The organism is Streptomyces sp. NEAU-YJ-81, assembly GCF_017592595.1.
Taxonomy (GTDB): domain Bacteria; phylum Actinomycetota; class Actinomycetes; order Streptomycetales; family Streptomycetaceae; genus Streptomyces; species Streptomyces hygroscopicus_B.
On the sequence record NZ_JAGFNO010000010.1, the window covers coordinates 63,102 to 84,944 of the forward strand.

Below are 21,843 nucleotides of genomic sequence, written 5' to 3' on the forward strand. Positions count from 1 at the left end.
CGGAAACCGCGTGCGGGGGATTCCCCGGTGTCGGGGTGATCGTGCAGCGTGCGGCAGGTCGGCGTAGGAGGCTCTCAGCCCGCGGACGCGGGCAGCGTGGTGCCGCGGAGCCCGGCCGCTGAGCGGACGAGTGAGGCGACCGCCGGGGAGCGACTGCTGGGTGGCCAGGCGATCACCGTGGTGACGTCCGGCGCGTCGACGACGGGCACCGCGACGTGATCGGGCCACTGCCAGGCACGGCTGGAGGCGGGGATGACGAGCAGCGTCCTGCCGAGCGCCACGAGCTGAGCGAGCTGTGACTGGGTGTGCACCTCCGGTCCGGGCCCGTCCGGATAGGTCCCGTCGAGCCGGGGCCATCGAGCGATCGGCAGGTCCGGCACATCGCGGACCTCCGCCAGCGTGAGCTGATCGTGTGACGCGAGCGGATGCCCCGCGGGAAGCAGCGCGATTTGGCCTTCGGTATAGAGGTCCTCGGTGTCGAACCCCGCGAGGTCGTCGAACGGCCGGTGCATCAGTGCCACGTCGGCGCGCCCGTCGCGCAGGAGCCCTGCCTGCTCACCGACCTCACACAGGAGGACGTCGACCGGTGCCGCACCGGGTTCGCTCGCCACCGCGTCGAGGAGCCGTTGCAGCAGCTCGTGGGAGGCCCCGGCCTTCGTCACGAGTACGAGCGGACGCTTCGGATCCGCGGCACGCCGCGTCCGGCGCGCAGCGGCCGCGACCGCGTCGAGGGCCACGTTGGCCTCGCGGAGCAGCACCCTGCCGGCGTCGGTGAGCGCCACTCCGCGACGGTCCCGGTCGAGGAGCCGGACACCGAGCCGCTGCTCCAACTGGCGGATCGCGCGGGAGAGCGGCGGTTGCGCGATCCCGAGCCGATCGGCGGCACGTCCGAAGTGCAGTTCCTCGGCGACGGCGACGAAGTAGCGGAGCTGACGGGTCTCGAGATCGTCCACGAACGGACCCTACCGCCTGATACCTGGCGAGTATCACAGCCTGCCCAATCGGTCTTGGACAGCGAGTGCGCGATGCGCCGAGCATGGATCGGGTGAACAACACGAAGATCGCGCTGGTCACCGGCGCGAACAAGGGAATTGGCTTCGCCATCGCACAGGGTCTCGGAGCGATCGGCTTCACGGTCGCGGTGGGCGCCCGCGACGATGCCAGGCGCAAGGAGGCCGTGGAGCGTCTGTGTGCCGCGGACATCGACGCGTTGGGGGTCGCCCTCGACGTCACCTCGGATGACAGCGTCGCGGCGGCAGCGGCGACGATCGAGGAGACGGCAGGACGGCTCGACGTGCTCGTCAACAACGCGGGCATCTCCGGCCGGACCGACGGAGGCGCGCAAGACCCGACGACGCTCGACCTCGACGTCGTCCGCACCGTCCTCGACACCAACGTATTCGGGGTGGTCCGGGTGACGAACGCGATGCTCCCGCTGCTCCGTCGCGCGGACGCGCCGCGCATCGTCAACATGTCGACCAACATGGGCTCGCTGACACTGCAGACCGGCCCGGTCATGGCCGCGTACGCACCGTCGAAGTCGATGCTCAACAGCGTCACGGCGCAGTACGCCCGCCGACTCGCCGACACGAATGTCATCGTGAACGCCGCCTGCCCCGGCTACGTCGCGACCGACTTCACCGGCTTCAACGCGCCGCGGACGCCCGAGCAGGGTGCCGCGATAGCGATCCAGCTCGCCACTCTGCCGGACGACGGGCCGCGCGGCGGCTTCTTCGACGACGGGGGTGTGGTGCCCTGGTGACATGACGGGCCTCGCCTCGGCGACCGCCCTGTCCCCGAGGCCCGCGGACGTGTCAACCCCGACGAAGGTCAGGTGCTCGTCCTCGCCGTTCGCCAGAGGTGGCGGGCCTTCGCCGTTCCTACGGTCACTGGCCATGGAATCAAGGACGCGATACGGCTTCGGCCGTCGGTTGCCGGCCGCGGTGGCGCTGTGCGCCGCCGGGGCGGGAGCGGTGATGTGGCTGTCGCCCGGTGGGCTGGGCGACGCGGATCGGAAGGAGGTCACGGGCGGCGCCTCGGTGTCGCTGTACCGCGAGGTGACCGATGTGGTGGCCGGGGCGCCCTCGTGGGCGGGGTCGCTGCTGGAGGTGGCCACCGCGGGCACGCTGGTGGCGCTGGGGCTGCTGCTGCTGTGGACGGGGTGGTCGGCCTTCCGGCGCGCGGACGCCTCCGGCGTGGCCGGAGTCGTCCTCACCGGTATCGGCACCGTGGCCGCCTACGCGGCCAGCGAGGCGGTGAAGCTGGTGGTGGACGAGGAGCGGCCGTGCCGGGCGGTACGGGGAGTCGCGGCGTTGGCGGAGTGTCCCGAGGCGGGGGACTGGTCGTTTCCGAGCAACCACGCCACCCTGGCCACCGGGATCGCCGTCGGACTGACGGTGCTCAGGCCCCGTCTCGCCGCCGTGGCGCTGCCGTTGGCGGGGGCGGCGGCGCTGCTGCGGGTGGCGGTGGGGGTGCACTATCCGCACGATGTGGCCGCCGGTGCGCTCCTGGGCGTCGCCGTGGTGGTGGCGACGCTGATCGTGGCGAGCCCTCCGGCTGCTCGGGCGGTGTCAGCGCTGTCCGGACGCCGGTGGGGGAAGGACTCCGGCCTCATGGGCCACCACGGCGGCGGCCGCCCGGTTTTCCACGCCCAGCCGGGACAGGATCGAGCTCACATGGGCTTTGACCGTTCCCTCCACCACATGGAGCCGACGGGCGATCTGGCCGTTGGACAGCCCGCCGCCGAGGAGGGCCAGCACCTCACGCTCCCGGGCGGTCAGGGCGCCGACCCGCTCGCGGGCGGCGGTGCGGCGGTCGGCCAGGGCCCCCGCGCCACCGGAGGCGAGATGCGCCACGACGCGGGCCGCGACCTTCGGTGACAGATAGGCGGCGCCATCGGCCACCGCGCGCACCCCCGCGATCAGCTCCTCCGGTTCACCGGACTTGATGAGGAAGCCCGTGGCGCCGCCGCTCAGCGCCTGGAGGATGTAGTCGTCCTCGCCGAAGGTGGTCAGCATGATGACGCCGGTGGCCGGCGCCGTCCGGTGGATCTCCCGGGCGGCCTCGATCCCGCCGGTGCCGGGCATGCGGATGTCCAGCACCGCCACCCGGGGCCGGTGGCGGTGCACCAGCTCCACCGCCTGGTGGCCGTCGCCGGCCTCGGCGACCACGGTGATGTCCGGATCGGTGGTGAGCACGGCCCGGATGCCCGCGCGGATCATCGGCTCGTCGTCGGCGATCAGGACCCGGATCATCGGACACCCTTCCCGGTGAAGGCGTCGGCGGTCACCAGGGTGCCGTGCCGGAAGCACAGCCGGTAGACGTCCCCGGACCGGTCGTCGAAGGGATCGGCCGTCATCGCGTAGTACTCGCAGACAAGGCCCGCTCCCCTCGGTTCGGCCGCCGTCGGCCGGTGGCCGGTCTGGCGATCGGGCAGATACTCCGTGATCCGGTCGCGGTCCTGTCCGATGCGCAGCCGGGCGTAGTCGTCCGGGGCCAGCACCGACTCCCGGGCCCTCAGCGTGTCCCACATCCGCAGCGCCCCGATCAGCAGGGCGCCCGCGACCAGGGGCACTATGAGGGCCCCGACCAGGGTGCGGCCGAGTCGGCGGCGGGCGCGCCGGTGGTCATCCGCCACCGCGCCGTCCGCGTTGTCGGGGGCGTCGGTGCCGTCCGCGCCGCCCGAGCTGTGCGGGACGTCCGCGCCGTACGGGACGTCCGCGCCGCCCGGGGCGTGGGGCGGGGCCTGTGCCGCTCGCCGCGCCGCGAGGGTACGGGGAAACGTGGCGCGGACCGCGAAACCGCCCGACTCGGGGCCGTAGCCGAACGTGCCGCCCGCCAGCCCGACGCGCTCGTCCAGGCCGATCAGACCGAAGCCCTCGCCGCCCGAGCGGACGGGGACGACGGTGGGCGCGGGGCCGTTCGCCACCCGGACCTCGGTCTCCTCCGCCGTATGCGAGATCCGCACGGCCGCCTCCGCGCCCGGCGCGTGCTTGGCCACATTGGTCAGCGCTTCCTGCACCACACGGTGCACGGCGCGCTCCACATCCGACGGCAGTTCGCCGGGCTCGCCGTCGATCCGCAGCCGGACCGTGAGCCCCGACGCCGACGCCCGCTCGACCAGCTCCGTCAGCCCGGCGCCGCCCGGCTCCGGCGGCGCTCCGTCCGGCTCCTGGCGCAGGACGCCGATCACCTCGCCGAGCCGGTCCACGGCGGCCGCCGCCCTGGCCCTGATGTCCCGGGCGGCCTCCCGGTGGCCGTCCGCCAGCCCGGGCGCCAGCTTGAGGGCCCCGGCCGAGAGGGCGATCAGACTGAGCTCATGGCCCAGGACATCGTGCATGTCCTGGGCGATACGGGCCCGTTCCCGCAGCCGGGCCTGCTCGGCGATCAGCCGCTGCTCGCGCTCCAGCCGCGCGGCCCGCTCCCACCCCGCCCGGACCAACTCCCGGTACTGACGGCAGAACCGCCCCACGAACCACGGCAGCACGACCGCCCCGGCGACCACCGCCACCAAGCGGTCGGCCCAGGTGATCCAGGACGGCACCGCGGCGACCGCCACCACAGCGCCCGCGACCACTCCGATCAGCCCCACCCCTGTGGCCCACGTCCGCCCGGGCCGCCAGCCCGCCATGAACGCGCACAGCGCCGTGGGCACCACCCACCACAGACTGACCACGCTCAACCCGGCGGCGGCGACGGTGGCCGCGAGCGGAAGGTGCCAGGTCAAGAAGGCCCCCGGGCGGCCGGTGAATCCGGTTCTCTGTGTCGTCATGTCCCCCACCCGCGTGATCAGCCGACTCGCAGAGGTGACCTTACGAAAACCGTGGACCGGCGGACACTGCCGAAAGACCAATCCCCATATGCGCACACCGCACGGCATCCGGCCGACGCCCAGGAGACGCATGCTGGTTATAGGGGCGGAAGTGGGGGGAACCCGACTCATGCGCTCGGCAATCATGAACCGCCGACCGCGACCGACCGAGGGGGCGGAAGGAGAGGAAGAGACCATGCCCGCAGGATCCAGCCGTAAGCGTGAACGGCAGTACGAGCACATCAAGGAAGGCGCCGAGCAGCGCGGTGCCTCCACCGGCCGGGCGAAGGAAATGGCCGCCCGTACGGTGAACAAGGAGCGCGCCCGCGCGGGCGAGTCCAAGTCCGCCAGTAAGACCTCGACCAAGGACCCGAAGTCCGCGCCGCAGCGTGGCGGCCAGCGCTCCGGCAGCCGGACGGGTCCCAAGGGCCCGACGCGCGACCAGCTCTACAACGAGGCCAAGCAGCGCGGCATCGAGGGCCGCTCGAACATGACCAAGGACCAGCTCGCCAAGGCCCTGGGCCGCTGACCTGGATACCGCCGCCCCTTCCCGCGGTGCGCCGCCCTCCCCGCGAGACAGCGGGGCCGGGCGGCGTCCGCCTGGTGGTAGGGGTGGGCGGCCTCGCCGGTGTCCACCCCTGAGTGCTCAAGGGGGACACACGCATGACCAGCGCACACGGGCCGGGACATAAGCTGGCCTGATGCAGGAGCGGTACCGGACGGTCGCGCGCGAGGGCGTGCACGAGATCGAGATCAACAGATCGCGCTTCCTCTGCACGCTCGCGCCTGCCGCGACCGAGCAGGAGGCGCAGGACGTCATCCAGCGCGTCAGGAAGGAGCACCCCACCGCCACCCACAACTGCTTCGCCTACGTCATCGGCGCGGAGGGCGGCGTGCAGAAGGCGAGCGACGACGGGGAGCCGGGCGGTACGGCCGGGGTGCCGATGCTGCAGATGCTGCTGCGGCGCGAGGTCCGGTACGCGGTGGCCGTCGTCACCCGCTACTACGGGGGCGTGAAGCTCGGCGCGGGCGGTCTGATCCGGGCCTACGGCGGCGCGGTCGGCGAGGCGCTCGACACACTGGGCACCGTCACCCGGCAGCGGTTCCGGCTGGTGACCGTCACCGTCGACCACCAGCGGGCCGGAAAGCTGGAGAACGATCTGCGGGCGACGGGGCGGGCGGTCCGGGAGGTGCGCTACGCCGAGGCCGTGACCATCGAACTGGGCCTGCCCGAGGCCGATGTGGACGCCTTCCGCGACTGGCTGGCAGACGCCACCGCCGGTACCGCCGCACTGGAGCTCGGCGGCGAGGCGTACCAGGACACCTGAGGGCCGCTTGGTCGCCTGGACCGCCTGGCCGCCTGGTCCCTGGACCGGTTGGTCGCCTGGTCCCCGGACCGGTTGGCCGCCTGGTCCCTAGACCGGTGAGCGGGCGGACGAAGGAGCTGCCTCCGGTGTACTCCGGTCGCTCCGCACTCTCCGGGGCAGGCCGATTCTGGACGGGCGGCCCTGGGACGCGCGGGGTGCGGGCCGCAGCCGGATCGCGGCGTCGAGGCCGCCACCGGGCGCCCGGGCCAAGGTGGCCTCCCCTCCGCTCACATGGGCGAGCCGCTGCACCAGCGACAGTCCCAGACCGGTGCCGCCCTTCGGGGCGTCCGGCGCGCGCCAGAAGCGGTCGAAGGCGCGGCGGCGCTGATCGGCGGTCATGCCGGGACCCTCGTCGATGACATGCAGCTCGATCCAGGCGGGCCGCGCGGGGAGATGGCGGCGGTCGGGGGCCGTACAGCGCAGCACCATGGTGACGGTGGAGCCCAGGGGCGTGGCACGCAGCGCGTTGGAGAGCAGATTGTCCAGGATCTGCTCCATGGCTCCGGGCACCGCGAGGGCATGGCCGGCCCGGTCGCCGAGCAGCGCGAGCTGGGCCTTGTGCTGCTCGAAGAGCGGGGTCCAGGTGAGCAGGCGCTCGGCGCACACCTGGTCCAGGTCGACCGGTTCGGGAGTGACGGCGCTCTCCTCCATCCGCGCCATCGCCAGCAGCCCCTCGACCATCCGGGCCAGCCGGTCGGTCTCGGTCATCGCGGCGTTGAGACTGTCCCGGGCGTGTCCGGTCATCTCCGCCTCCAGGTTGTCCAGCCGCAGTCGCAGCGCTGCCAGCGGCGTCTTGAGCTGGTGGGACGCCTCGGCGGCGAAGGCGCGCTGGGAGACCAGCAGATGCTCCAGCCGGGCGGCGGTCTGGTTGAACGTGGCGGCGAGGCTGCGCACCTCCGGCGGGCCGGAGGTCACGGGGGCCGGCGTGGTGAACTGCCCGTCGGCCAGACGGTGCGCGAACCGCTCCAGCTCCAGGATGGGGCGGCTGGTCCAGCGGGCGAACACCAACCCCACGGCGGCGATGGCCGTAAGGACCGCGAGTCCGCCCACGGCCAGCAGCAGCCAGATCCGGTGGACCCGGGACTCCACCGCGTCGGTGGGCACGGTCAGGCGCACCGCGCCCTGCAGATCGTCGCCGTGGACGACGGGCGCGGCGACCGAGAGATAGCGAACGCCGCCGATGGTGGAGGTCCGGACGTCGATCGCGTCCCGGCCGCGCAGCGCGGCGGCGATCTCGGGGCGCGACGTCAGGTTTCGCGACTCCGTGGCGGACAGCGCATGCGAGGTCGCCAGGAGCCGGCCGTCGTCGCCGACGATGACCACCCTGCCGCGAATGCGCTCGGCACAGTGCCGTGCCCGGTGCGGCAGTTCGCGCCGCTCCCGGCCCGCCGTGATCGACAGCGAGGCGAACGCGGACACCGACTCGGCCTCGTCCTCCGCCGAGGAGATGATCTGCTCTCTCTCGGCTCTGCTGTAGACGTAGCCGAGCGGTATCCCCAGGCTCAGCAGGATCAGAACGGCGAGGCTCAGATATCCGAGCAGCAGACGTCGGGTCACGGCCGGGCGGCCTCCGGTACTCCCGGAACCCCCGCCGGAACCCCCGACGGAACCCCCGACGGCACCCCCGACGGGGCTCGCGATGGGGCTCCCGAAGGGGCTCGCGAGTGGACGGCGAGACGGAAGCCGACCCCGCGCAGGGTCTGGATCCAGGCCGGATCGCCCAGCTTGCGGCGCAGGGTGGCTACATGCACATCCAGGGTCTTGGTCGGCCCGTGGAAGTGGGGGTCCCAGACGCGGTCGAGGATCTGCTGACGCGAGTACACGGCGCCGGGATCCTCGGTGAGCAGGGCCAGCAGCTCGAACTCCTTGGGGGTGAGGGTGACGGGAGTGCCGCCCACCCACACCTGACGGGTCCGACGGTCCACGACCAGCGGCTCCTGCTCCCAGGGCGACGGTTGGGCGGCGGCCGGTGCGGTGGGGGCTGGTGCGGCGGCCGGTGCGGTGGGAGCGGCCGGTGCGGGTGCGGCCGGGGCTGTGGTGGTGAGGGCTTGGTCGGTGGCGGTCGCCGTGGAGGTCGCGGTGGCGGTGACGGTCCGTTGGGAGCGCCGGGTCACCGCGCGGATCCGGGCGATCAGCTCCCGCATGCTGAACGGTTTCGCCAAGTAGTCGTCCGCGCCCAGCTCCAGCCCCAGGACACGGTCGGCCTCCTCACCCCGCGCGGTGAGCATGATGATCGGCACGTCCGACACCTGCCGGATACCGCGGCAGACGTCGATGCCGTCCATGTCCGGCAGTCCTAGGTCGAGCAGAACGATGTCCCCGTACGGCCCCTCCAGCCCGGCAGCCCCCGTGCCGACATGACCGACCATCAGTCCATACCGCCCCAGTCCCTCGACGAGGGGCTCGGCGATCGTGTCGTCATCCTCGATGAGCAGCGCTCGTACGGTCATGGGGACCTGTGTACCGCAATGCCGGAATGGATTTCTGGTTTTTGTAATGTTGCGAGTGCGGGTCCGAATATTGGAGAAGAACTTGTCATGCTCTAGTGTTCGTTTAGCCTTCGCCTGGCACAGCCCTCCCTACGGTGATTCGCATCTGGTCCAACCACCCGTCAGGGAGGCATGATGAGGGCTCTGCTCGAACACGCCCGCTCGTTCCGGCGCCGGGCCGATTTCGACCACGGCGAATACCGGAAACTGGCCGACGGGCAATTTCCCGAGGCGCTCTTCATTACCTGCTCGGATTCCCGAGTGATCCCCGCACTGATCACCGGAGCCCGGCCCGGCGAGATATTCGAGCTGCGCAACGCGGGCAACATCGTTCCCCCGCACGGGATGCGTCCGGTCTCCGGCGAGGCCGCCACCATCGAGTACGCACTGGAGGTGCTCGGCGTTCGCGACATCGTCATCTGTGGCCATTCCCACTGCGGCGCGATGGGCGCGCTGGCCTCGGGGACGGATCTGTCCCGGCTGCCCGGTGTGGGCGCCTGGCTGTCGGTCGCCCGGCCGGGGCTGGAGTCCGCCCTCGACACGGCCTCCGCCGATCCGTCCCTGCGGGAATTGGCGCAGCTCAATGTCCGGAATCAGCTGGCCGCGCTGGAGGAATACCCGGCGGCGCGGCGCCGACTGGAGACGGGGCGGTTGCGTCTGCACGGCTGGTTCTACCAAGTGGACAGCGCCAAGCTCTGGGAACTCGATACCGACGGTGACTTCCGGGCGTACTCATGACGGGCGGACGACATGCCCGTGGCCGGATTCAGCCGGATCCCTCGCCGTCCTACGACATCGACGAGGTGTTCCCGCCGGAAGGCGGACGCGACGCCCAGTCGACGCAACCGATGCCCGCATATGGGCCCGCCGGTGGAACTGTAAGGGGAACGGCCGACGCTCCCGGCTTCCGTAAGGCCGACGCTCCCGGCGTCCATGAGGCCGACGGCGGGGCGGGTGGCACAGCCCGGGTCGAGGCCATGTTCAAGGGGAGGGGAAAGAGAAAGGCAGGCGGGACCGGTCAGGGCGTCGACCTCGGTACCGAGATCACCGCCTCGCTGGTGGTCTTCCTCGTGGCCCTGCCCCTGTGTATCGGTGTCGCCGTCGCCTCCGGCACCCCGGCCGAACTCGGCATCATCTCCGGTGTCGTCGGCGGGCTGGTGGTCGGGATGACCCGGGGCAGCACCCTCCAAGTCAGCGGCCCCGCCGCGGGGCTCACCGCACTCGTCGCGGAGACCGTCGAGGCCCATGGCATCGCCATGCTCGGCGTGATCGTGCTGATGTCCGGGCTGCTCCAGATCGGCCTGGGGATGATCCGGCTGGGCCGTATGTTCCAGGCCATCTCCATCGCCGTCGTCCAGGGCATGCTCGCCGGAATCGGGCTGCCGCTGATGTTCAGCCAGTCCTATCCGCTGGCCGATGCCGCGGCCCCCGGCACGGCCATCGAGAACATCCTCGGCTTCCCCGCGCACGTCCTCGACACCTTCACCAACGCACAGACGGCGATCGCCGCGCTGCTCGGCATCGCCACGGTCGTCCTCAGCTTCGTCTGGAAGAAGGTGCCGGGGCCGGTCAGAAAGATCCCCGCCGCGCTGGTCGCCGTCGCCATCGGCATTCTGGTGGCCGCGCTGCCCGGCGTGGAGGTGAAGACCCTTCAGGTCGGCGATCTGCTGGCCTCCGTCCAGTTCCCCGGGCCGGAGCAGTTCGCGGGCCTCGCCGATCCCGCAGTGCTCACCGCCGTCTTCACCTTCACCGTCATCGCCTCGGCGGAGAGCCTGTTCACGGCCGCCGCCGTGGACCGGATGCACGACGGTCCGCGCACCCGCTACAACAGCGAGCTGATCGCCCAGGGCGCGGGCAACACCGTCTGCGGCATCCTCGGCGCGCTGCCCATGACCGCCGTCGTCGCCCGAAGCTCGGCCAATGTGCAGGCCGGGGCCAAGACCAGGCTCTCCCGCACCCTGCACGGCCTGTGGCTCCTCGGCTTCGCGCTGCTGCTGCCGAGCGTCCTCGCCCTGATCCCGATCTCGGTGCTGGCGGGTGTGCTGGTGCACAGCGGCTGGAAGCTGCTCGGACCCGAACAGTTCCCGAAGATGTGGCGCCAGGACCGTGGCGAGTTCGTCGTGATGACCATCACCATGGGCGTGATCGTCGCCACCGCGCTGCTGGAGGGGGTGCTGGTCGGGCTCGCGGCCGGGATCGTCCTGGCGGCGCTGCGGATGTCGCAGACCTCCGTCGAGCACCGGGTGGAGGGCGATACCGCCAAGCTGGTCATGACCGGCAACGCCACCTTCCTGCGGCTGCCCAAGGTCATCGACGCGCTGGAGGCCGTGGGGTCGGCGGGGACTCCGCGGATCCGGCTGGACCTGATGGGGGTGACCCATCTGGACCATGCGTGCCGCAGCCAGATCGAGGAGTTCGTGGAGCAGAAGCGGGCGTCGCAGACCGTACGCGTGGAACTGCTGCTGCCCGACCTCCCGGCGGCGAAGCAGAAGCAGAAGCAGAAGCAGAAGCAGAAGCAGAAGCCGAAGCGGAAGCCCCGGCCCGAGTCCACACCTGACTCCTCGCCCGAGTCGCGGCCCACGCCCTCGCCCGAGTCTCGGTCCGAGTCCTGGTCCGGGCTCCGGCGGCAGCCCGTGTCCCCGTCGTGGCCGCCGCCGCAGCCGCACGAGCGGTCGTCGTCCGGTGCGCTGTACGACGCGTTCTACGGCCCTTCCCAGCCGGGCCCGTCCGCGGAGTGGTACTACCTGGACACTCGCCCGTTTGAGGGACTCCAGGACTCCGAGGAAGCGCGGTGGAGGGACTACCGCGGCTAGACACGCCGGGGCACGGGCCGGGACGCCGGCCGAGACACGGGCGGGAAATACGAGGTCCGTGAGAGACCGGGCACCGACCGCGGCTAACGTGGTCGGTGCCCGCGCCGTGCGTACGCCGCGGGTGTGATGCTGGCCACTGGGGTGGAGGAAGGACAGAAGTGCAGGTCGGAGACCGCTTGTGAGAATGCTGCACACCTCCGACTGGCACCTCGGACGGTCCTTTCACCGGGTCAGCCTCCTTGCCGCGCAGCGGGAGTTCATCGACCACCTCGTCACCACCGTGCGCGAGCGGCACATCGACGCGGTGGCCGTCGCGGGTGACATCTACGACCGGGCCGTGCCGCCGCTCGCCGCCGTCGAGCTCTTCGACGACGCCCTGCACCGGCTCGCGGACCTCGGCGTGCCCACGGTCATGATCTCCGGCAACCATGACTCGGCCCGCCGTCTCGGCGTCGGTGCCGGGCTGATCGACCGGGCCGGGATCCACCTGCGCACCGACCCCGCCGGATGCGCCACCCCCGTCGTCCTCTCCGATGACCACGGCGAGGTGGCCTTCTACGGTCTGCCGTATCTCGAACCCGGCCTGGTGCGCGAGGAGTTGGGCGCCTCTGCGGCCGGTCATACGGCGGTTCTGGGTGCCGCCATGGACCGGGTGCGCGCCGACCTCGCCACCCGGCCGTCCGGCACCCGCTCCGTTGTCCTCGCGCATGCCTTCGTCACCGGTGGCGCGGTCAGCGACAGCGAGCGGGACATCACGGTCGGCGGAGTCGCCTCCGTACCCGCCGAGGTCTTCGACGGCGTCGACTACGCCGCGCTCGGCCATCTCCACGGCTGCCAGACCATCACCGAGCGCATCCGCTACTCGGGCTCCCCGCTCGCGTACTCCTTCTCCGAGGCGGCGCACCGCAAGTCAATGTGGGTGGTGGAGCTGGGGGCGCCGGGCGAGGCGCCGTCGTGCGAACGGGTGGACTGCCCGGTGCCGCGCCCGCTGGCCCGGATCCGCGGCCGGATCGAGGAGCTGCTGGCCGACCCGGACCTCGACCGCCACGAGGAGGCGTGGGTCGAGGCCACGCTGACCGACGCGGTGCGGCCGCATGAGCCGATGGCCCGGCTGGCACGGCGCTTCCCCCACGTACTCACGCTGGTCTTCGACCCCGAGCGGCCCCCCGAGGATCCGCTCGCCTCGTACGCACAGCGGCTGCGCGGCCGCTCGGACCGGCAGATCGCCGAGGACTTCGTGGCGCATGTGCGGGGCGGCCGGGGCCCGGACGAGGCGGAGCGCGGGCTGCTCGGCGACGCGCTGGAGGCCGTACGGAGCGAGGCGCACGAGGGCGTTGTGCCCGGCGAGGCGAATGGCGCCGCGGCGACTGCGACGGCGGGGGCTGGGGCGACGGCGGAGGAGGCGGCGCGATGAGGCTGCACCGGCTCGCCGTCACGGCCTTCGGCCCGTTCGGCGCCACCCAGAAGATCGACTTCGATGAGCTGTCCGCCGCCGGGCTCTTCCTCCTGCACGGGCCGACCGGCGCAGGCAAGACGTCCGTCCTGGACGCCGTCTGCTACGCGCTGTACGGCCAGGTGCCCGGCGCTCGCCAGGGCAATGGGCTCTCGCTGCGCAGCGACCACGCCGAACCGCTGACCCCGACCGAGGTCGTTCTCGAATTCACCGTCGGGGAGCGGCGCCTGGAGATCACCCGGCGCCCCGAGCAGCCGCGCCCCAAGAAACGGGGCACGGGCATGACCCGGGAGAAGGCGCAGACCCTGCTGCGCGAGTACGCCCCGGCAGCGGCGCCCGCTTCGGCATCCGAGCCGGGGCAGTGGAAGGCACTCAGCCGCTCCCACCAGGAGATCGGCGAGGAGATGGGGCAGCTGCTCGGCATGAGCCGGGAGCAGTTCTGCCAGGTGGTGCTGTTGCCGCAGGGCGACTTCGCCCGCTTTCTGCGCGCGGATGAACTGGCGCGCGGCAAGCTGCTGGGCAAGCTGTTCGACACCGGCCGCTTCGCCGCCGTCGAGGAACGGCTGGCGGAGCTGCGGCGGTCGGCGGAGAAGCGGGTCGCGACCGGGGACGAGCGGCTGCTCGCGCTCGCCCACCGGATGGCGCAGGCGGCGGGCCGCACCACGGAGCTCGACGGGCATCCGCTGCCCGAGCCGACCCCCGGTGAACCGGGGCTGGCCGACGCCGTCCTGCAATGGGCCGCTGTCGCCCGCACCGGCGCGCGCGAACGGCGGGACATCGCGCTCTTTGCCGTACGCGCCGCCGAGGCGGCCCACGACGCCGCCCAGCGGGCCGCCGACGCGACACGCGAACGGGCCGAGCTGCAGCGCCGCCACGCCGAGGCCCGCCGCCGGGCGGACGACCTCGAACGGCAGCGGCCCGACCACGACCGGCTGCGCGAGCTGCTGGAACGAGCCCGCGCGGCCGACGCGGTGGTCCCCGCGCTCGACCTGCGCACCGCCGCTGCCCGCGACCACCACACCGCTGAAACCACCGAACGCCAGGCCCGCGCCCGCCTTACCGCCGAACCCGGCCTGGCGGCGACGGCCCTCGCGACGATCCCGGACATCCCCGACCAACGCACCCCTGCCGGCCCGGCCGCTACGTCCGAGGCGCCCCTGCCCGCGCAGGTCGCCGCGTCCCCGGAGGAGGCCGCCCCGAACGGGGGCGCGGAAGGTGCCTGGGCCGGGGCGGCTCCCGACGAGGACACGGCATACGACGCGCAGGGCCGGATGTCGTCCGGTGAAGCGGGAGCCTCCGAGCCGCCGGGTCCCGTCGATGCGCAGTCGGTCAGGGCCGGGCGTACCGGAACGGGCGAGCCGGGGCTGGACGCGCCCGGCCTGGCGCAGGGCACCTTCGCACGGACGGGGCCAGTGACCGATGGGCCCGGTGGGTCAGGGCAGGCCGCCGCGGAGAGCGGCACAGGAGGCGACGGCACCGCCGCGGGCACGCCGGATCAGGAGCTGCCCGTGGTGGCGGGAGCGCCGGGCGTGCCGCCGCAGGCGCTGGGGGCCATCCCCTCCGCAGGTGGGGGCGCGTCGGGTGCCCGCGTCATCGGCCGGGTCACCGCCGCCGAGGATGGGGCGGGAGATGAGCGTGCCGGAGATGGGCAGCCCGGTTCCCGGACCGGCACGCCCGGGACGGTCCCCGCGCCGTCTGGCGAGGCGGCCACTTCGGGTGTGCCGTCGCGGGGTGCGGGCTCGGGTCGGCCTGGTGCGCGGGGGCGCAGTGTGTCACGGACGGGGCCTACCGGCGACGGAGACGCCGTCACCGAGGCGTGCGGTGCGTCGTCGTGGGCATCCGGACCCACGTCCTGCGGCCACGGCGCGCCGCACTCGGGCGCGGCGGGGTCGATCGGGCCCTGGGCGGGTCGCGGCAGGGCGGCCGCGGACCCGACCGGTGCGTCTGACGCGCCGTATGGCGAGCGGGACCGTCGAGCCGACCCGTACGGCTCGGGTCCGTCCGCGGTGCTCGGCGAGGCCGATGCCGAGTGGTTGGGGCGGGTTGAGCGGCGGGTGCGGGAGGAGCTTGGGGCGTTGGGGGCCGCGCGGCGGGGGGAGGCGCGGGCGGGGGCCGTGGTCGGCGAGATCGCCGCGCTCGACCGGGAGGCCCGTGCCGACGACGAGGCGATCGAGGAGGCCGCCGAGTGGCTCGCCGGGTGGGAGGAGACCCACCGGGCGCATCAGCGGCGGGTCGAGGCCGCGCAGGAGGCCGTCAACCGGGCCGAGCAGCTCGGCGGACGGATCGAGCCCGCCGAGCGGCGCCTCGAAGCCGCCCGGCGGCGGGACCGGCTCGCCGGGCAGGAGCGGCAGGCGCGGGAGGAGCTGTTGCGGGCGCGGGAGGGGGCCACCGCCGCGCGCCAGAACTGGCTCGACCTCAAGGAGGCCCGGCTGCGTGGCATCGCCGCCGAGCTGGCGGCCAGGCTGCGCGAGGGGGAGCCCTGCGCGGTGTGCGGGGCGACCGAGCACCCGGGCCCGGCGCGGCCCGGAGCCGGGCATGTGGACCGTACGGCGGAGGAGGCCGCGCTGGCGGACTACCAGCGCACCGAGGAGGTCCGCGAGGAGGCCGAGCGCACGCGGAACGCACTGCGGGAGGCCCACGCGGGCGCGGAGGCCACGGCGGAGGGCGAGGACGCGGCCGAACTCGACCGGGCCCTGGCCGAGTTGCGGGCCGCGTACGCCGAGGCCCGTGACGCGGCGGCCGATGGGCACGCCGCCCGCGAGGCCCTGGACCGGGCCGAGGGCGAGCACGCACGGCGTACGGCGCAGCGGCAGGAGGCCGAGCGGCGGGCGGCCGCCCGCACCTCGCGCCGCGAAACCCTGGCCCGGGAGCGGGCCGCGCTGCTGGCGGAGCTGGAGCAGGCGCGCGGTGCGGACGCCACCGTCGCCGAGCGCGCGGCGCGGCTCGAGTGGCAGGCGGGGCTGCTGGCCCGCGCCGCCGAGGCGGCGCGGGCTGCCGACGCGGCCGCGACCCGGCTGAAGGAGGCGGATGCCCGGCTCGCCGACGCCGCGTACCGGGCCGGGTTCGAGACCCCGGAGCAGGCCGCCGAGGCCGTGCTGCCCCCGGACCGGCAGCGCGAGGCGCGCCGCCGTCTCGACGCATGGCAGACGGAGTCGGCGGCGGCCGGGGCCGAGCTGTCCGACGCCAGGGTGCTCGCCGCCGCGCAGGCGCCGCCCGCCGACCCGGCGGCGGCGCAGACGGCGGCCGACGCGGCCACCCGCGCGCTGCGCGAGGTCTCGGCCGTGGACGCGGCGGCCCGCACCCGCTGCGAGGACCTTGACGCGCTCTCCGCGCAGGCGGTCGCCGACGCCCGCAGGCTCGCCCCGCTGCGCGCGGAGCACGACCGGATCGCCCGCCTCGCCTCGCTCGCCGCGGGCACCTCCACGGACAACGAGCGCAGGATGCGGCTGGAGGCGTATGTGCTGGCGGCCCGGCTGGAGCAGGTCGCGGCGGCGGCGAGCGCCCGGCTGCGCCACATGTCCTCCGGGCGCTACACCCTGGTGCACTCCGACGCCCGCTCCGGCGGACGCGGCCGATCCGGTCTCGGACTGCATGTCATCGACGCCTGGACCGGCAGCGAACGCGACACCGCCACCCTCTCCGGCGGCGAGACCTTCTCCGCCTCGCTGGCCCTCGCGCTGGGCCTGGCGGACGTGGTCACCGACGAGGCGGGCGGGGTCCGCCTGGACACCCTCTTCATCGACGAGGGGTTCGGCAGCCTCGACGAGCAGACCCTGGACGAGGTCATGGACGTGCTCGACTCGCTGCGCGAGCGGGACCGTACGGTCGGCATCGTCAGCCATGTCGCCGATCTGCGCCGGCGGATCCCCGCCCAGCTGGAGGTCGTCAAGGGCCGCGAGGGCTCGGCCGTACGCCACCGTACGGCCGCCGCGCTCTAGCGGGTGGGCGGGCCTGCGCTCTAGCGGGTGGGCGGGTCCGCGCACCAGCGGGAGGGCGGGCCGCACCCCGTAAGGATTGCGGGCCCGCCCGTCGGCGCTCAGCAAAAGCTCAGAGCGCCGACAGCTCCTCCACCAGGTCGTCAAGCCCCAGCGAACCCTGCGACAGCGCCGCCATATGCCACTTCTTGGCGTCGAAGGCGTCGCCGTGCGCCTTACGGGCCGCCTCCCGCCCCGTCAGCCAGGCCCGCTCGCCCAGCTTGTAGCCGATGGCCTGGCCCGGCATGCCCAGATAGCGCACCAGCTCACTGTCGAGGAACTCCGCCGGACGGCCACAGTGCAGCCCGAAGAACTCGCGCGCCAGCTCCGGAGTCCACCGCTCACCGGGGTGGAAGGGCGAATCGGCGGGGATCTCCAGCTCCAGATGCATCCCGATGTCGACGATCACCCGCAGCGCCCGCATCATCTGCGCGTCCAGATAGCCCAGCCGCCGCTCCGGGTCCGACAGGAAGCCCAGCTCGTCCATGAGCCGCTCCGCGTACAGCGCCCAGCCCTCGGCGTTGGCGCTGACCATGCCGACCGTGGCCTGGTAGCGGGAGAGCCGGTCGGAGACGTGCGCCCACTGGGCGAGCTGCAGATGGTGGCCGGGGACGCCCTCGTGGTACCAGGTGGAGACCAGGTCGTAGACGGGGAAGCGGGTCTCGCCCATCGTGGGCAGCCAGGTCCGGCCGGGGCGGGAGAAGTCCACCGACGGCTGGGTGTAGTACGGCGCCGCCGCGCTGCCCGGCGGGGCGATCATCGACTCGACCCGCTTGACCCGCTCGGCCAGGTCGAAGTGGGTGCCGTTCAGCTCCTCGATGGCCTCGTCCATCAGCTCCTGCAGCCACACCCGCGTCTCCTCGACGCCCTCGATATGCGCACCGTGGGTGTCGAGGTGGCGCAGCGCCTCCCACGGGTTGGCACCGGGCAGGATCTTCTCGGCCTCGGTGCGCATCTCGGCGTGGATACGGTGGAATTCCGACCAGCCGTACGCGTACGCCTCGTCCAGGTCGAGATCGGTGCCGTTCCACATCCGGGCCCAGCGGCGGTAGCGCTCGCGCCCCACCACATCGGCGGCGCCCTCGATGGCCGGGGCGTATGTCTCGCGCAGCCAGTCACGCAGCGCGACCAGCGCGCCCGTCGCCTCGGCGGCGGCCTCGTCCAGCTCACCGCGCAGCGCGTCGGGGCCCTCGGCGGTGAAGTCGGCGAACCAGCCGCCGTCCGTGCCGATCCACTCCGTCAACTGATCGAGGACCGTGGCCACCTGCCGGGGACCGGCCGGCAGGCTCTGCCGCAGCCCCTCGGCGAGCGAGGCGCGGTATCCCTCCAGCGCGGCCGGTACGGCGCGCAGCCGGGCCGTGACGGCCGACCAGTCCTCCTCGGTCTCGCTGGGCATCACGGTGAAGATGCCGCGCACCGAGTGCAGCGGGGAGCTCAGGTTGCTGACCGCGCGGAGTCCCTCGTGGGCGTCGTGCACGGCGAGCTCGGCGGTCAGCCGCTCCCGCAGCAGCCGGGCGCAGCGGCGCTCGGCGTCGCTGTCCGCCCCGGGGCGCGCCTCGGCCTCGGCCAGCCGCGCCAGGGTGGTGCGGGAGAGGTCGGCGACGGCCTCGGCCCCGTCGGGGGAGAAGTCCGGGAGGCGCCGGGAGCTCTCGGGAACGCCCAGGTAGGTGCCGGTGATCGGGTCGAGTTCGATGAGGGCGTCGACATAGCTGTCGGCGACCTGACGGGGCAGCGGAGCGTTCTTGGTATCGGACATGCGGCCCATCCTCGTACGTTCCGGGGTGCGGCGTCAGCACCACGGGAGTGTGACGAGCGGGAACAGAGGTGTGCTAGGAGATTGCTGAGCCGTCCCGGGCGGGCGGCAGCAGTGGGCCGCAGCTCCACTGCTGGAAGATCAGTCGGGTCTCGACCCGGGCCACCTCCCGGCGCGAGGTGAACTCGTCCAGCACCAGCCGCTGCAGATCGGCGGTGTCGGCCACCGCGACATGCACCAGATAGTCGTCCGGCCCGGCCAGATGGAACAGCGCCCGGGACTCGGGCAGCGCCCGGATCCGCTCCACGAACGGGCCGACCAGCTCCCGGCGGTGGGGCCGTAGCTGGACCGAGAGCAGGGCTTCGAGCCCGCGCCCCAGCTTGGTGGGGTCCAGGCGGAGTTCATGGCCGAGAATCACGCCGGAGCGGCGCAGCCGGGCCACCCGGTCCAGACAGGTCGAGGGCGCCACGCCGACCTGGGCGGCCAGATCGCGGTAGGTGGTCCGGGCGTCGTTCTGCAGCAGCCGCAGAATCTGGAGGTCCACCGGATCGAGAGCGACGGTTTCGGCCATCGGCCGAACGTAGCACGGACATCAGCCGCGAGAGTCCGGTGGTTGTTCACCCTTCACCCATGGACATCAGGGAGAGCACGGAGAGCATGAGGACCACGGGGGCCATGGAGGCCACGGGGATCGCGCCGGGCACACAGGGCCCGCGCGGCGAGGCCGGACGGCACGCGTTCGCCACCGAGGCCGTCCACGCCGGGCGCGAGGACCTTCCGGCCATGGGACTGCACGCCGTACCCCTGGACCTGTCGACGACCTACCCCTCGTACGACAGCCGCCAGGAGGCCGCCAGGATCGACGTGTTCGCCGCCACCGGCGCCCGGCCGGACGGCCCGCCCGTCTACGCTCGCCTGGACAATCCCACCGTGGCCCGCTTCGAGACCGCCCTGGCCCGGCTGGAGGGCACCGAGAGCGCGGTCGCGTTCGCCAGCGGCATGGCGGCGCTCAGCGCGTGTCTGCTGGCGCGCGGGGCCCAGGGGCTGCGGCATGTGGTCGCGGTCCGCCCGCTGTACGGGTGCAGCGACCATCTGCTGGACGCCGGGCTGCTGGGCACCGAGGTCACCTGGGTGGATCCGGCCGGGATCGCGGAGGCGATACGCCCCGACACCGGCCTCGTCATGGTGGAGACCCCGGCCAATCCGACGCTCGCCGAAGTCGACCTGCGGGCCGTCGCCCACTCCTGCGGCACGGTCCCGCTGCTCGCGGACAACACCTTCGCCACACCGGTGCTGCAGCGCCCGGCCGAGCGGGGCGCGAGCGCGGTCCTGCACAGCGCCACCAAGTACCTCGGCGGACACGGCGATGTGATGGGCGGCGTGGTGGCCTGCGACGAGGAGTTCGCCCGGGCGCTGCGGCAGGTGCGGTTCGCCACCGGCGGGGTGCTGCATCCGCTCGCCGGATATCTGCTGCTGCGCGGACTGTCCACGCTGCCCGTACGGATGCGGGCCGCCTCGGCGACCGCGGCCGAGCTGGCCCGGCGGCTGGCCGCCGATCCCCGGGTGGCCCGCGTCCACTATCCGCGGATCGGCGGGGCGATGGTGGCCTTCGAGACCCGCGGCGATCCGCATGCGGTGATCTCCGGGGTGCGGCTGATCACCCCGGCGGTCAGCCTGGGCAGCGTGGACACCCTCATCCAGCACCCGGCCTCCATCAGCCACCGGATCGTGGCCGAGGGGGACCGCCACTCCTCGGGGATCGGCGACCGGCTGCTGCGGATGTCGGTCGGGCTCGAGGACGTCGAGGATGTGTGGCGCGACCTGGACCAGGCGCTCGACGGCGGCCCGGCGGGGCGCGGCGCCCACCGGGCGGAGCGCGCGGCCTACAGCGATGTCCCGGCCGGTCTCAGCGCGAGTGCGGCAGCGGGGGGACCGGTGCCGGTGCCGGGTCCAGGCGGGCGCTGATCACCAGCGTGCCCTGCTCGATCTGGTAGTCCAGCGGCAGTTCGAGGGAGCGCATCGCGGTCACCATGCCGGTGTTGGCCGACTGGGTGACGGCGTAGACGCTCTCGTAGCCGGTCTCGGCGGCCATCGCGACCAGCCGCCGCAGCAGCTCCCCGCCGACGCCGCGCCGCTGCCACTCGTCCTCGACGATCAGCGCGACCTCGGCCTCGTCCCCGTCCCACAGCAGATGGCCGAGGGCGACCAGCCGCCCGGAGGCGGTGTACGCGGCCAGGGTGCGGCCGAAGCGCGGGCTCAGCAGATGGGCGAGGTAGCGGTCGGCGTCGCCGACCGGTCCGTGGTAGCGCAGCCCGAGCGTCGCGGGGGAGCAGCGGGCGTGCATCTCGCGGGCCGCGGCCAGGTCGCCGGTGCCGGCGCGGCGCACGGTGATGGCGTTGCCCTCGGGCAGCGTCAGCACATCACCGCCGTGCGGGATCCGCGGGCCGAGCCGGGCGTCCAGCTCGACCAGCGCGCGGGCCCGGGCGAACTCGGTCGGGGTGAACGGCAGATACGGCCGCTCGATGACGATCGCGCCGCCGGACGGATCGCGCAGCCGCATCACGGTCTCCTCCAGGACACCTTCGGCGGGCGGTGTGCTCTCCAGGGAGCGGCCGCTGAAGGACTTGGCGGGAACCGAGCGGATGGTGCAGCGGCCGAACAACTGGCGCAGGGCGAGCGGGAGTTCGGCGGCGTCCAGGGCGGTACGGGTGGCCAGGGTCAGCGCCCGGGTCGGCGCGTCCACCAGGTCGTGGGCGTCGGCCCGCTCGACCCAGGTGTCGCTGCCGCCCGCGGCCGCGACGGCGTCGGTCAGCTCGGCGGACGGCAGGGCCTCGGGCGCGCGCAGCAGGAACTCGTCCACCGTGCCGTCGGTCAGCGGATGGGTCTGCAGGGCCAGGATGTCGACCCGGTGCCCGGCCAGCGCCGCGCACAGCGCGGCGAGGGTACCCGGCTCGTCTCTTACGGTCGTGCGCATCCGCCACAGCGTGGTGGCCTCGGGGGCCGTGGTCTCCGGGGCGCCCGCGGCGTGGGCGGTGTGCGCGTCGGCCGCGGGCGAGGGTGAGCTGCCCGGCGGCGCGTGATCCTGGCGCCGTGACCACCATGCGACCAGCTCGTGCCGCCAGCGGGGGCGGTGCCGGGAAGGGGTCTCGGGGGTCGCTCGAAATGTCATGCAAACACCCTCGCG

16 protein-coding genes and 1 pseudogene are annotated in these 21,843 nt (G+C 73.4%); 9 read left to right on the forward strand and 8 right to left on the reverse strand.

From position 1 onward, the window contains the following. Positions 1-74: 74 nt before the first annotated feature. Positions 75-953 carry a LysR family transcriptional regulator gene (locus tag J5X86_RS22755; RefSeq protein ID WP_208518599.1) on the reverse strand — a complete coding sequence of 293 codons (879 nt, stop codon included), beginning with the start codon at positions 951-953 and terminating at the stop codon, positions 75-77. A gap of 83 nt (positions 954-1,036) precedes the next feature. Between J5X86_RS22755 and J5X86_RS22760 the strand changes: the two genes are divergently transcribed. After that, positions 1,037-1,762, forward strand: a complete 726-nt coding sequence (locus J5X86_RS22760; RefSeq protein ID WP_208518600.1) for an SDR family oxidoreductase — start codon at positions 1,037-1,039, stop codon at positions 1,760-1,762. 214 nt (positions 1,763-1,976) lie between these two features. Beyond that, positions 1,977-2,480 (forward strand): annotated as a pseudogene (locus tag J5X86_RS22765) (phosphatase PAP2 family protein); the annotation flags it as partial. Positions 2,481-2,570: 90 nt separating this feature from the next. Here J5X86_RS22765 and J5X86_RS22770 read toward each other — a convergent pair. Together J5X86_RS22770 and J5X86_RS22775 are read right to left on the reverse strand one after the other, a co-directional pair. Beyond that, positions 2,571-3,254, reverse strand: coding sequence for a response regulator transcription factor (locus J5X86_RS22770; RefSeq protein ID WP_208518601.1), 684 nt, complete (start codon positions 3,252-3,254; stop codon positions 2,571-2,573). Beyond that, positions 3,251-4,771: a sensor histidine kinase gene (locus tag J5X86_RS22775; RefSeq protein ID WP_208518602.1), complete on the reverse strand. Its 1,521-nt coding sequence runs from the start codon at positions 4,769-4,771 to the stop codon at positions 3,251-3,253. Before J5X86_RS22775 ends, J5X86_RS22770 begins: the two co-directional genes overlap by 4 nt. A 235-nt stretch (positions 4,772-5,006) precedes the next feature. Here J5X86_RS22775 and J5X86_RS22780 point away from each other — a divergent pair, with 235 nt between their 5' ends. Together J5X86_RS22780 and J5X86_RS22785 are read left to right on the forward strand one after the other, a co-directional pair. Then, positions 5,007-5,339: a plasmid stabilization protein gene (locus J5X86_RS22780; RefSeq protein WP_208518603.1), complete on the forward strand. Its 333-nt coding sequence runs from the start codon at positions 5,007-5,009 to the stop codon at positions 5,337-5,339. Positions 5,340-5,511: 172 nt separating this feature from the next. Further along, positions 5,512-6,138, forward strand: a complete 627-nt coding sequence (locus J5X86_RS22785) for a YigZ family protein (protein WP_208518604.1) — start codon at positions 5,512-5,514, stop codon at positions 6,136-6,138. An 87-nt stretch (positions 6,139-6,225) separates the two neighbouring features. On the opposite strand, the gene J5X86_RS22790 is transcribed toward J5X86_RS22785, so the two are convergent. Both J5X86_RS22790 and J5X86_RS22795 read right to left on the reverse strand, forming a co-directional pair. Beyond that, complete coding sequence (locus tag J5X86_RS22790) at positions 6,226-7,734, reverse strand: sensor histidine kinase (protein ID WP_208518605.1); 1,509 nt, start codon at positions 7,732-7,734, stop codon at positions 6,226-6,228. Then, positions 7,731-8,627 carry a response regulator transcription factor gene (locus J5X86_RS22795; RefSeq protein ID WP_208518606.1) on the reverse strand — a complete coding sequence of 299 codons (897 nt, stop codon included), beginning with the start codon at positions 8,625-8,627 and terminating at the stop codon, positions 7,731-7,733. The genes J5X86_RS22790 and J5X86_RS22795 overlap by 4 nt, the downstream gene beginning before the upstream one ends. A 174-nt stretch (positions 8,628-8,801) precedes the next feature. On the opposite strand from J5X86_RS22795, the gene J5X86_RS22800 reads away from it, so the two are divergent. From J5X86_RS22800 to J5X86_RS22815, 4 genes are all read left to right on the forward strand, one after another. Beyond that, positions 8,802-9,404, forward strand: coding sequence for a carbonic anhydrase (locus J5X86_RS22800; protein WP_208518768.1), 603 nt, complete (start codon positions 8,802-8,804; stop codon positions 9,402-9,404). 239 nt (positions 9,405-9,643) lie between these two features. After that, complete coding sequence (locus J5X86_RS22805) at positions 9,644-11,479, forward strand: SulP family inorganic anion transporter (protein ID WP_243981171.1); 1,836 nt, start codon at positions 9,644-9,646, stop codon at positions 11,477-11,479. Positions 11,480-11,657: 178 nt separating this feature from the next. Next, positions 11,658-12,893, forward strand: coding sequence for an exonuclease SbcCD subunit D (locus J5X86_RS22810; RefSeq protein ID WP_208518608.1), 1,236 nt, complete (start codon positions 11,658-11,660; stop codon positions 12,891-12,893). Then, positions 12,890-16,870, forward strand: a complete 3,981-nt coding sequence (locus tag J5X86_RS22815; protein ID WP_208518609.1) for an AAA family ATPase — start codon at positions 12,890-12,892, stop codon at positions 16,868-16,870. The genes J5X86_RS22810 and J5X86_RS22815 overlap by 4 nt, the downstream gene beginning before the upstream one ends. 109 nt (positions 16,871-16,979) lie before the next feature. Here the strand turns inward: J5X86_RS22815 and J5X86_RS22820 are convergent, their stop codons facing one another. Together J5X86_RS22820 and J5X86_RS22825 are read right to left on the reverse strand one after the other, a co-directional pair. Next, positions 16,980-18,662, reverse strand: coding sequence for a DUF885 domain-containing protein (locus J5X86_RS22820; protein ID WP_208518610.1), 1,683 nt, complete (start codon positions 18,660-18,662; stop codon positions 16,980-16,982). Positions 18,663-18,735: 73 nt separating this feature from the next. Beyond that, positions 18,736-19,230, reverse strand: a complete 495-nt coding sequence (locus J5X86_RS22825) for an Lrp/AsnC family transcriptional regulator (protein WP_198272660.1) — start codon at positions 19,228-19,230, stop codon at positions 18,736-18,738. A gap of 104 nt (positions 19,231-19,334) precedes the next feature. Here J5X86_RS22825 and J5X86_RS22830 point away from each other — a divergent pair, with 104 nt between their 5' ends. After that, positions 19,335-20,624: a PLP-dependent aspartate aminotransferase family protein gene (locus J5X86_RS22830; protein ID WP_208518769.1), complete on the forward strand. Its 1,290-nt coding sequence runs from the start codon at positions 19,335-19,337 to the stop codon at positions 20,622-20,624. Here the strand turns inward: J5X86_RS22830 and J5X86_RS22835 are convergent. Continuing rightward, positions 20,566-21,828 carry a GNAT family N-acetyltransferase gene (locus tag J5X86_RS22835; RefSeq protein ID WP_208518611.1) on the reverse strand — a complete coding sequence of 421 codons (1,263 nt, stop codon included), beginning with the start codon at positions 21,826-21,828 and terminating at the stop codon, positions 20,566-20,568. The two genes, J5X86_RS22830 and J5X86_RS22835, sit on opposite strands and share 59 nt — an antisense overlap. Positions 21,829-21,843 lie beyond the last annotated feature (15 nt).

Coding starts and splice junctions, on each gene's coding strand:
- J5X86_RS22760 (WP_208518600.1), top strand. CDS start 1,037: ATGGATCGGGTGAACAACACGAAGATCGCGCTGGTCACCGGCGCGAAC.
- J5X86_RS22770 (WP_208518601.1), bottom strand. CDS start 3,254: ATGATCCGGGTCCTGATCGCCGACGACGAGCCGATGATCCGCGCGGGC.
- J5X86_RS22775 (WP_208518602.1), bottom strand. CDS start 4,771: ATGACGACACAGAGAACCGGATTCACCGGCCGCCCGGGGGCCTTCTTG.
- J5X86_RS22780 (WP_208518603.1), top strand. CDS start 5,007: ATGCCCGCAGGATCCAGCCGTAAGCGTGAACGGCAGTACGAGCACATC.
- J5X86_RS22785 (WP_208518604.1), top strand. CDS start 5,512: ATGCAGGAGCGGTACCGGACGGTCGCGCGCGAGGGCGTGCACGAGATC.
- J5X86_RS22795 (WP_208518606.1), bottom strand. CDS start 8,627: ATGACCGTACGAGCGCTGCTCATCGAGGATGACGACACGATCGCCGAG.
- J5X86_RS22800 (WP_208518768.1), top strand. CDS start 8,802: ATGAGGGCTCTGCTCGAACACGCCCGCTCGTTCCGGCGCCGGGCCGAT.
- J5X86_RS22805 (WP_243981171.1), top strand. CDS start 9,644: ATGTTCAAGGGGAGGGGAAAGAGAAAGGCAGGCGGGACCGGTCAGGGC.
- J5X86_RS22815 (WP_208518609.1), top strand. CDS start 12,890: ATGAGGCTGCACCGGCTCGCCGTCACGGCCTTCGGCCCGTTCGGCGCC.
- J5X86_RS22820 (WP_208518610.1), bottom strand. CDS start 18,662: ATGTCCGATACCAAGAACGCTCCGCTGCCCCGTCAGGTCGCCGACAGC.
- J5X86_RS22825 (WP_198272660.1), bottom strand. CDS start 19,230: ATGGCCGAAACCGTCGCTCTCGATCCGGTGGACCTCCAGATTCTGCGG.
- J5X86_RS22830 (WP_208518769.1), top strand. CDS start 19,335: ATGGAGGCCACGGGGATCGCGCCGGGCACACAGGGCCCGCGCGGCGAG.
- J5X86_RS22835 (WP_208518611.1), bottom strand. CDS start 21,828: ATGACATTTCGAGCGACCCCCGAGACCCCTTCCCGGCACCGCCCCCGC.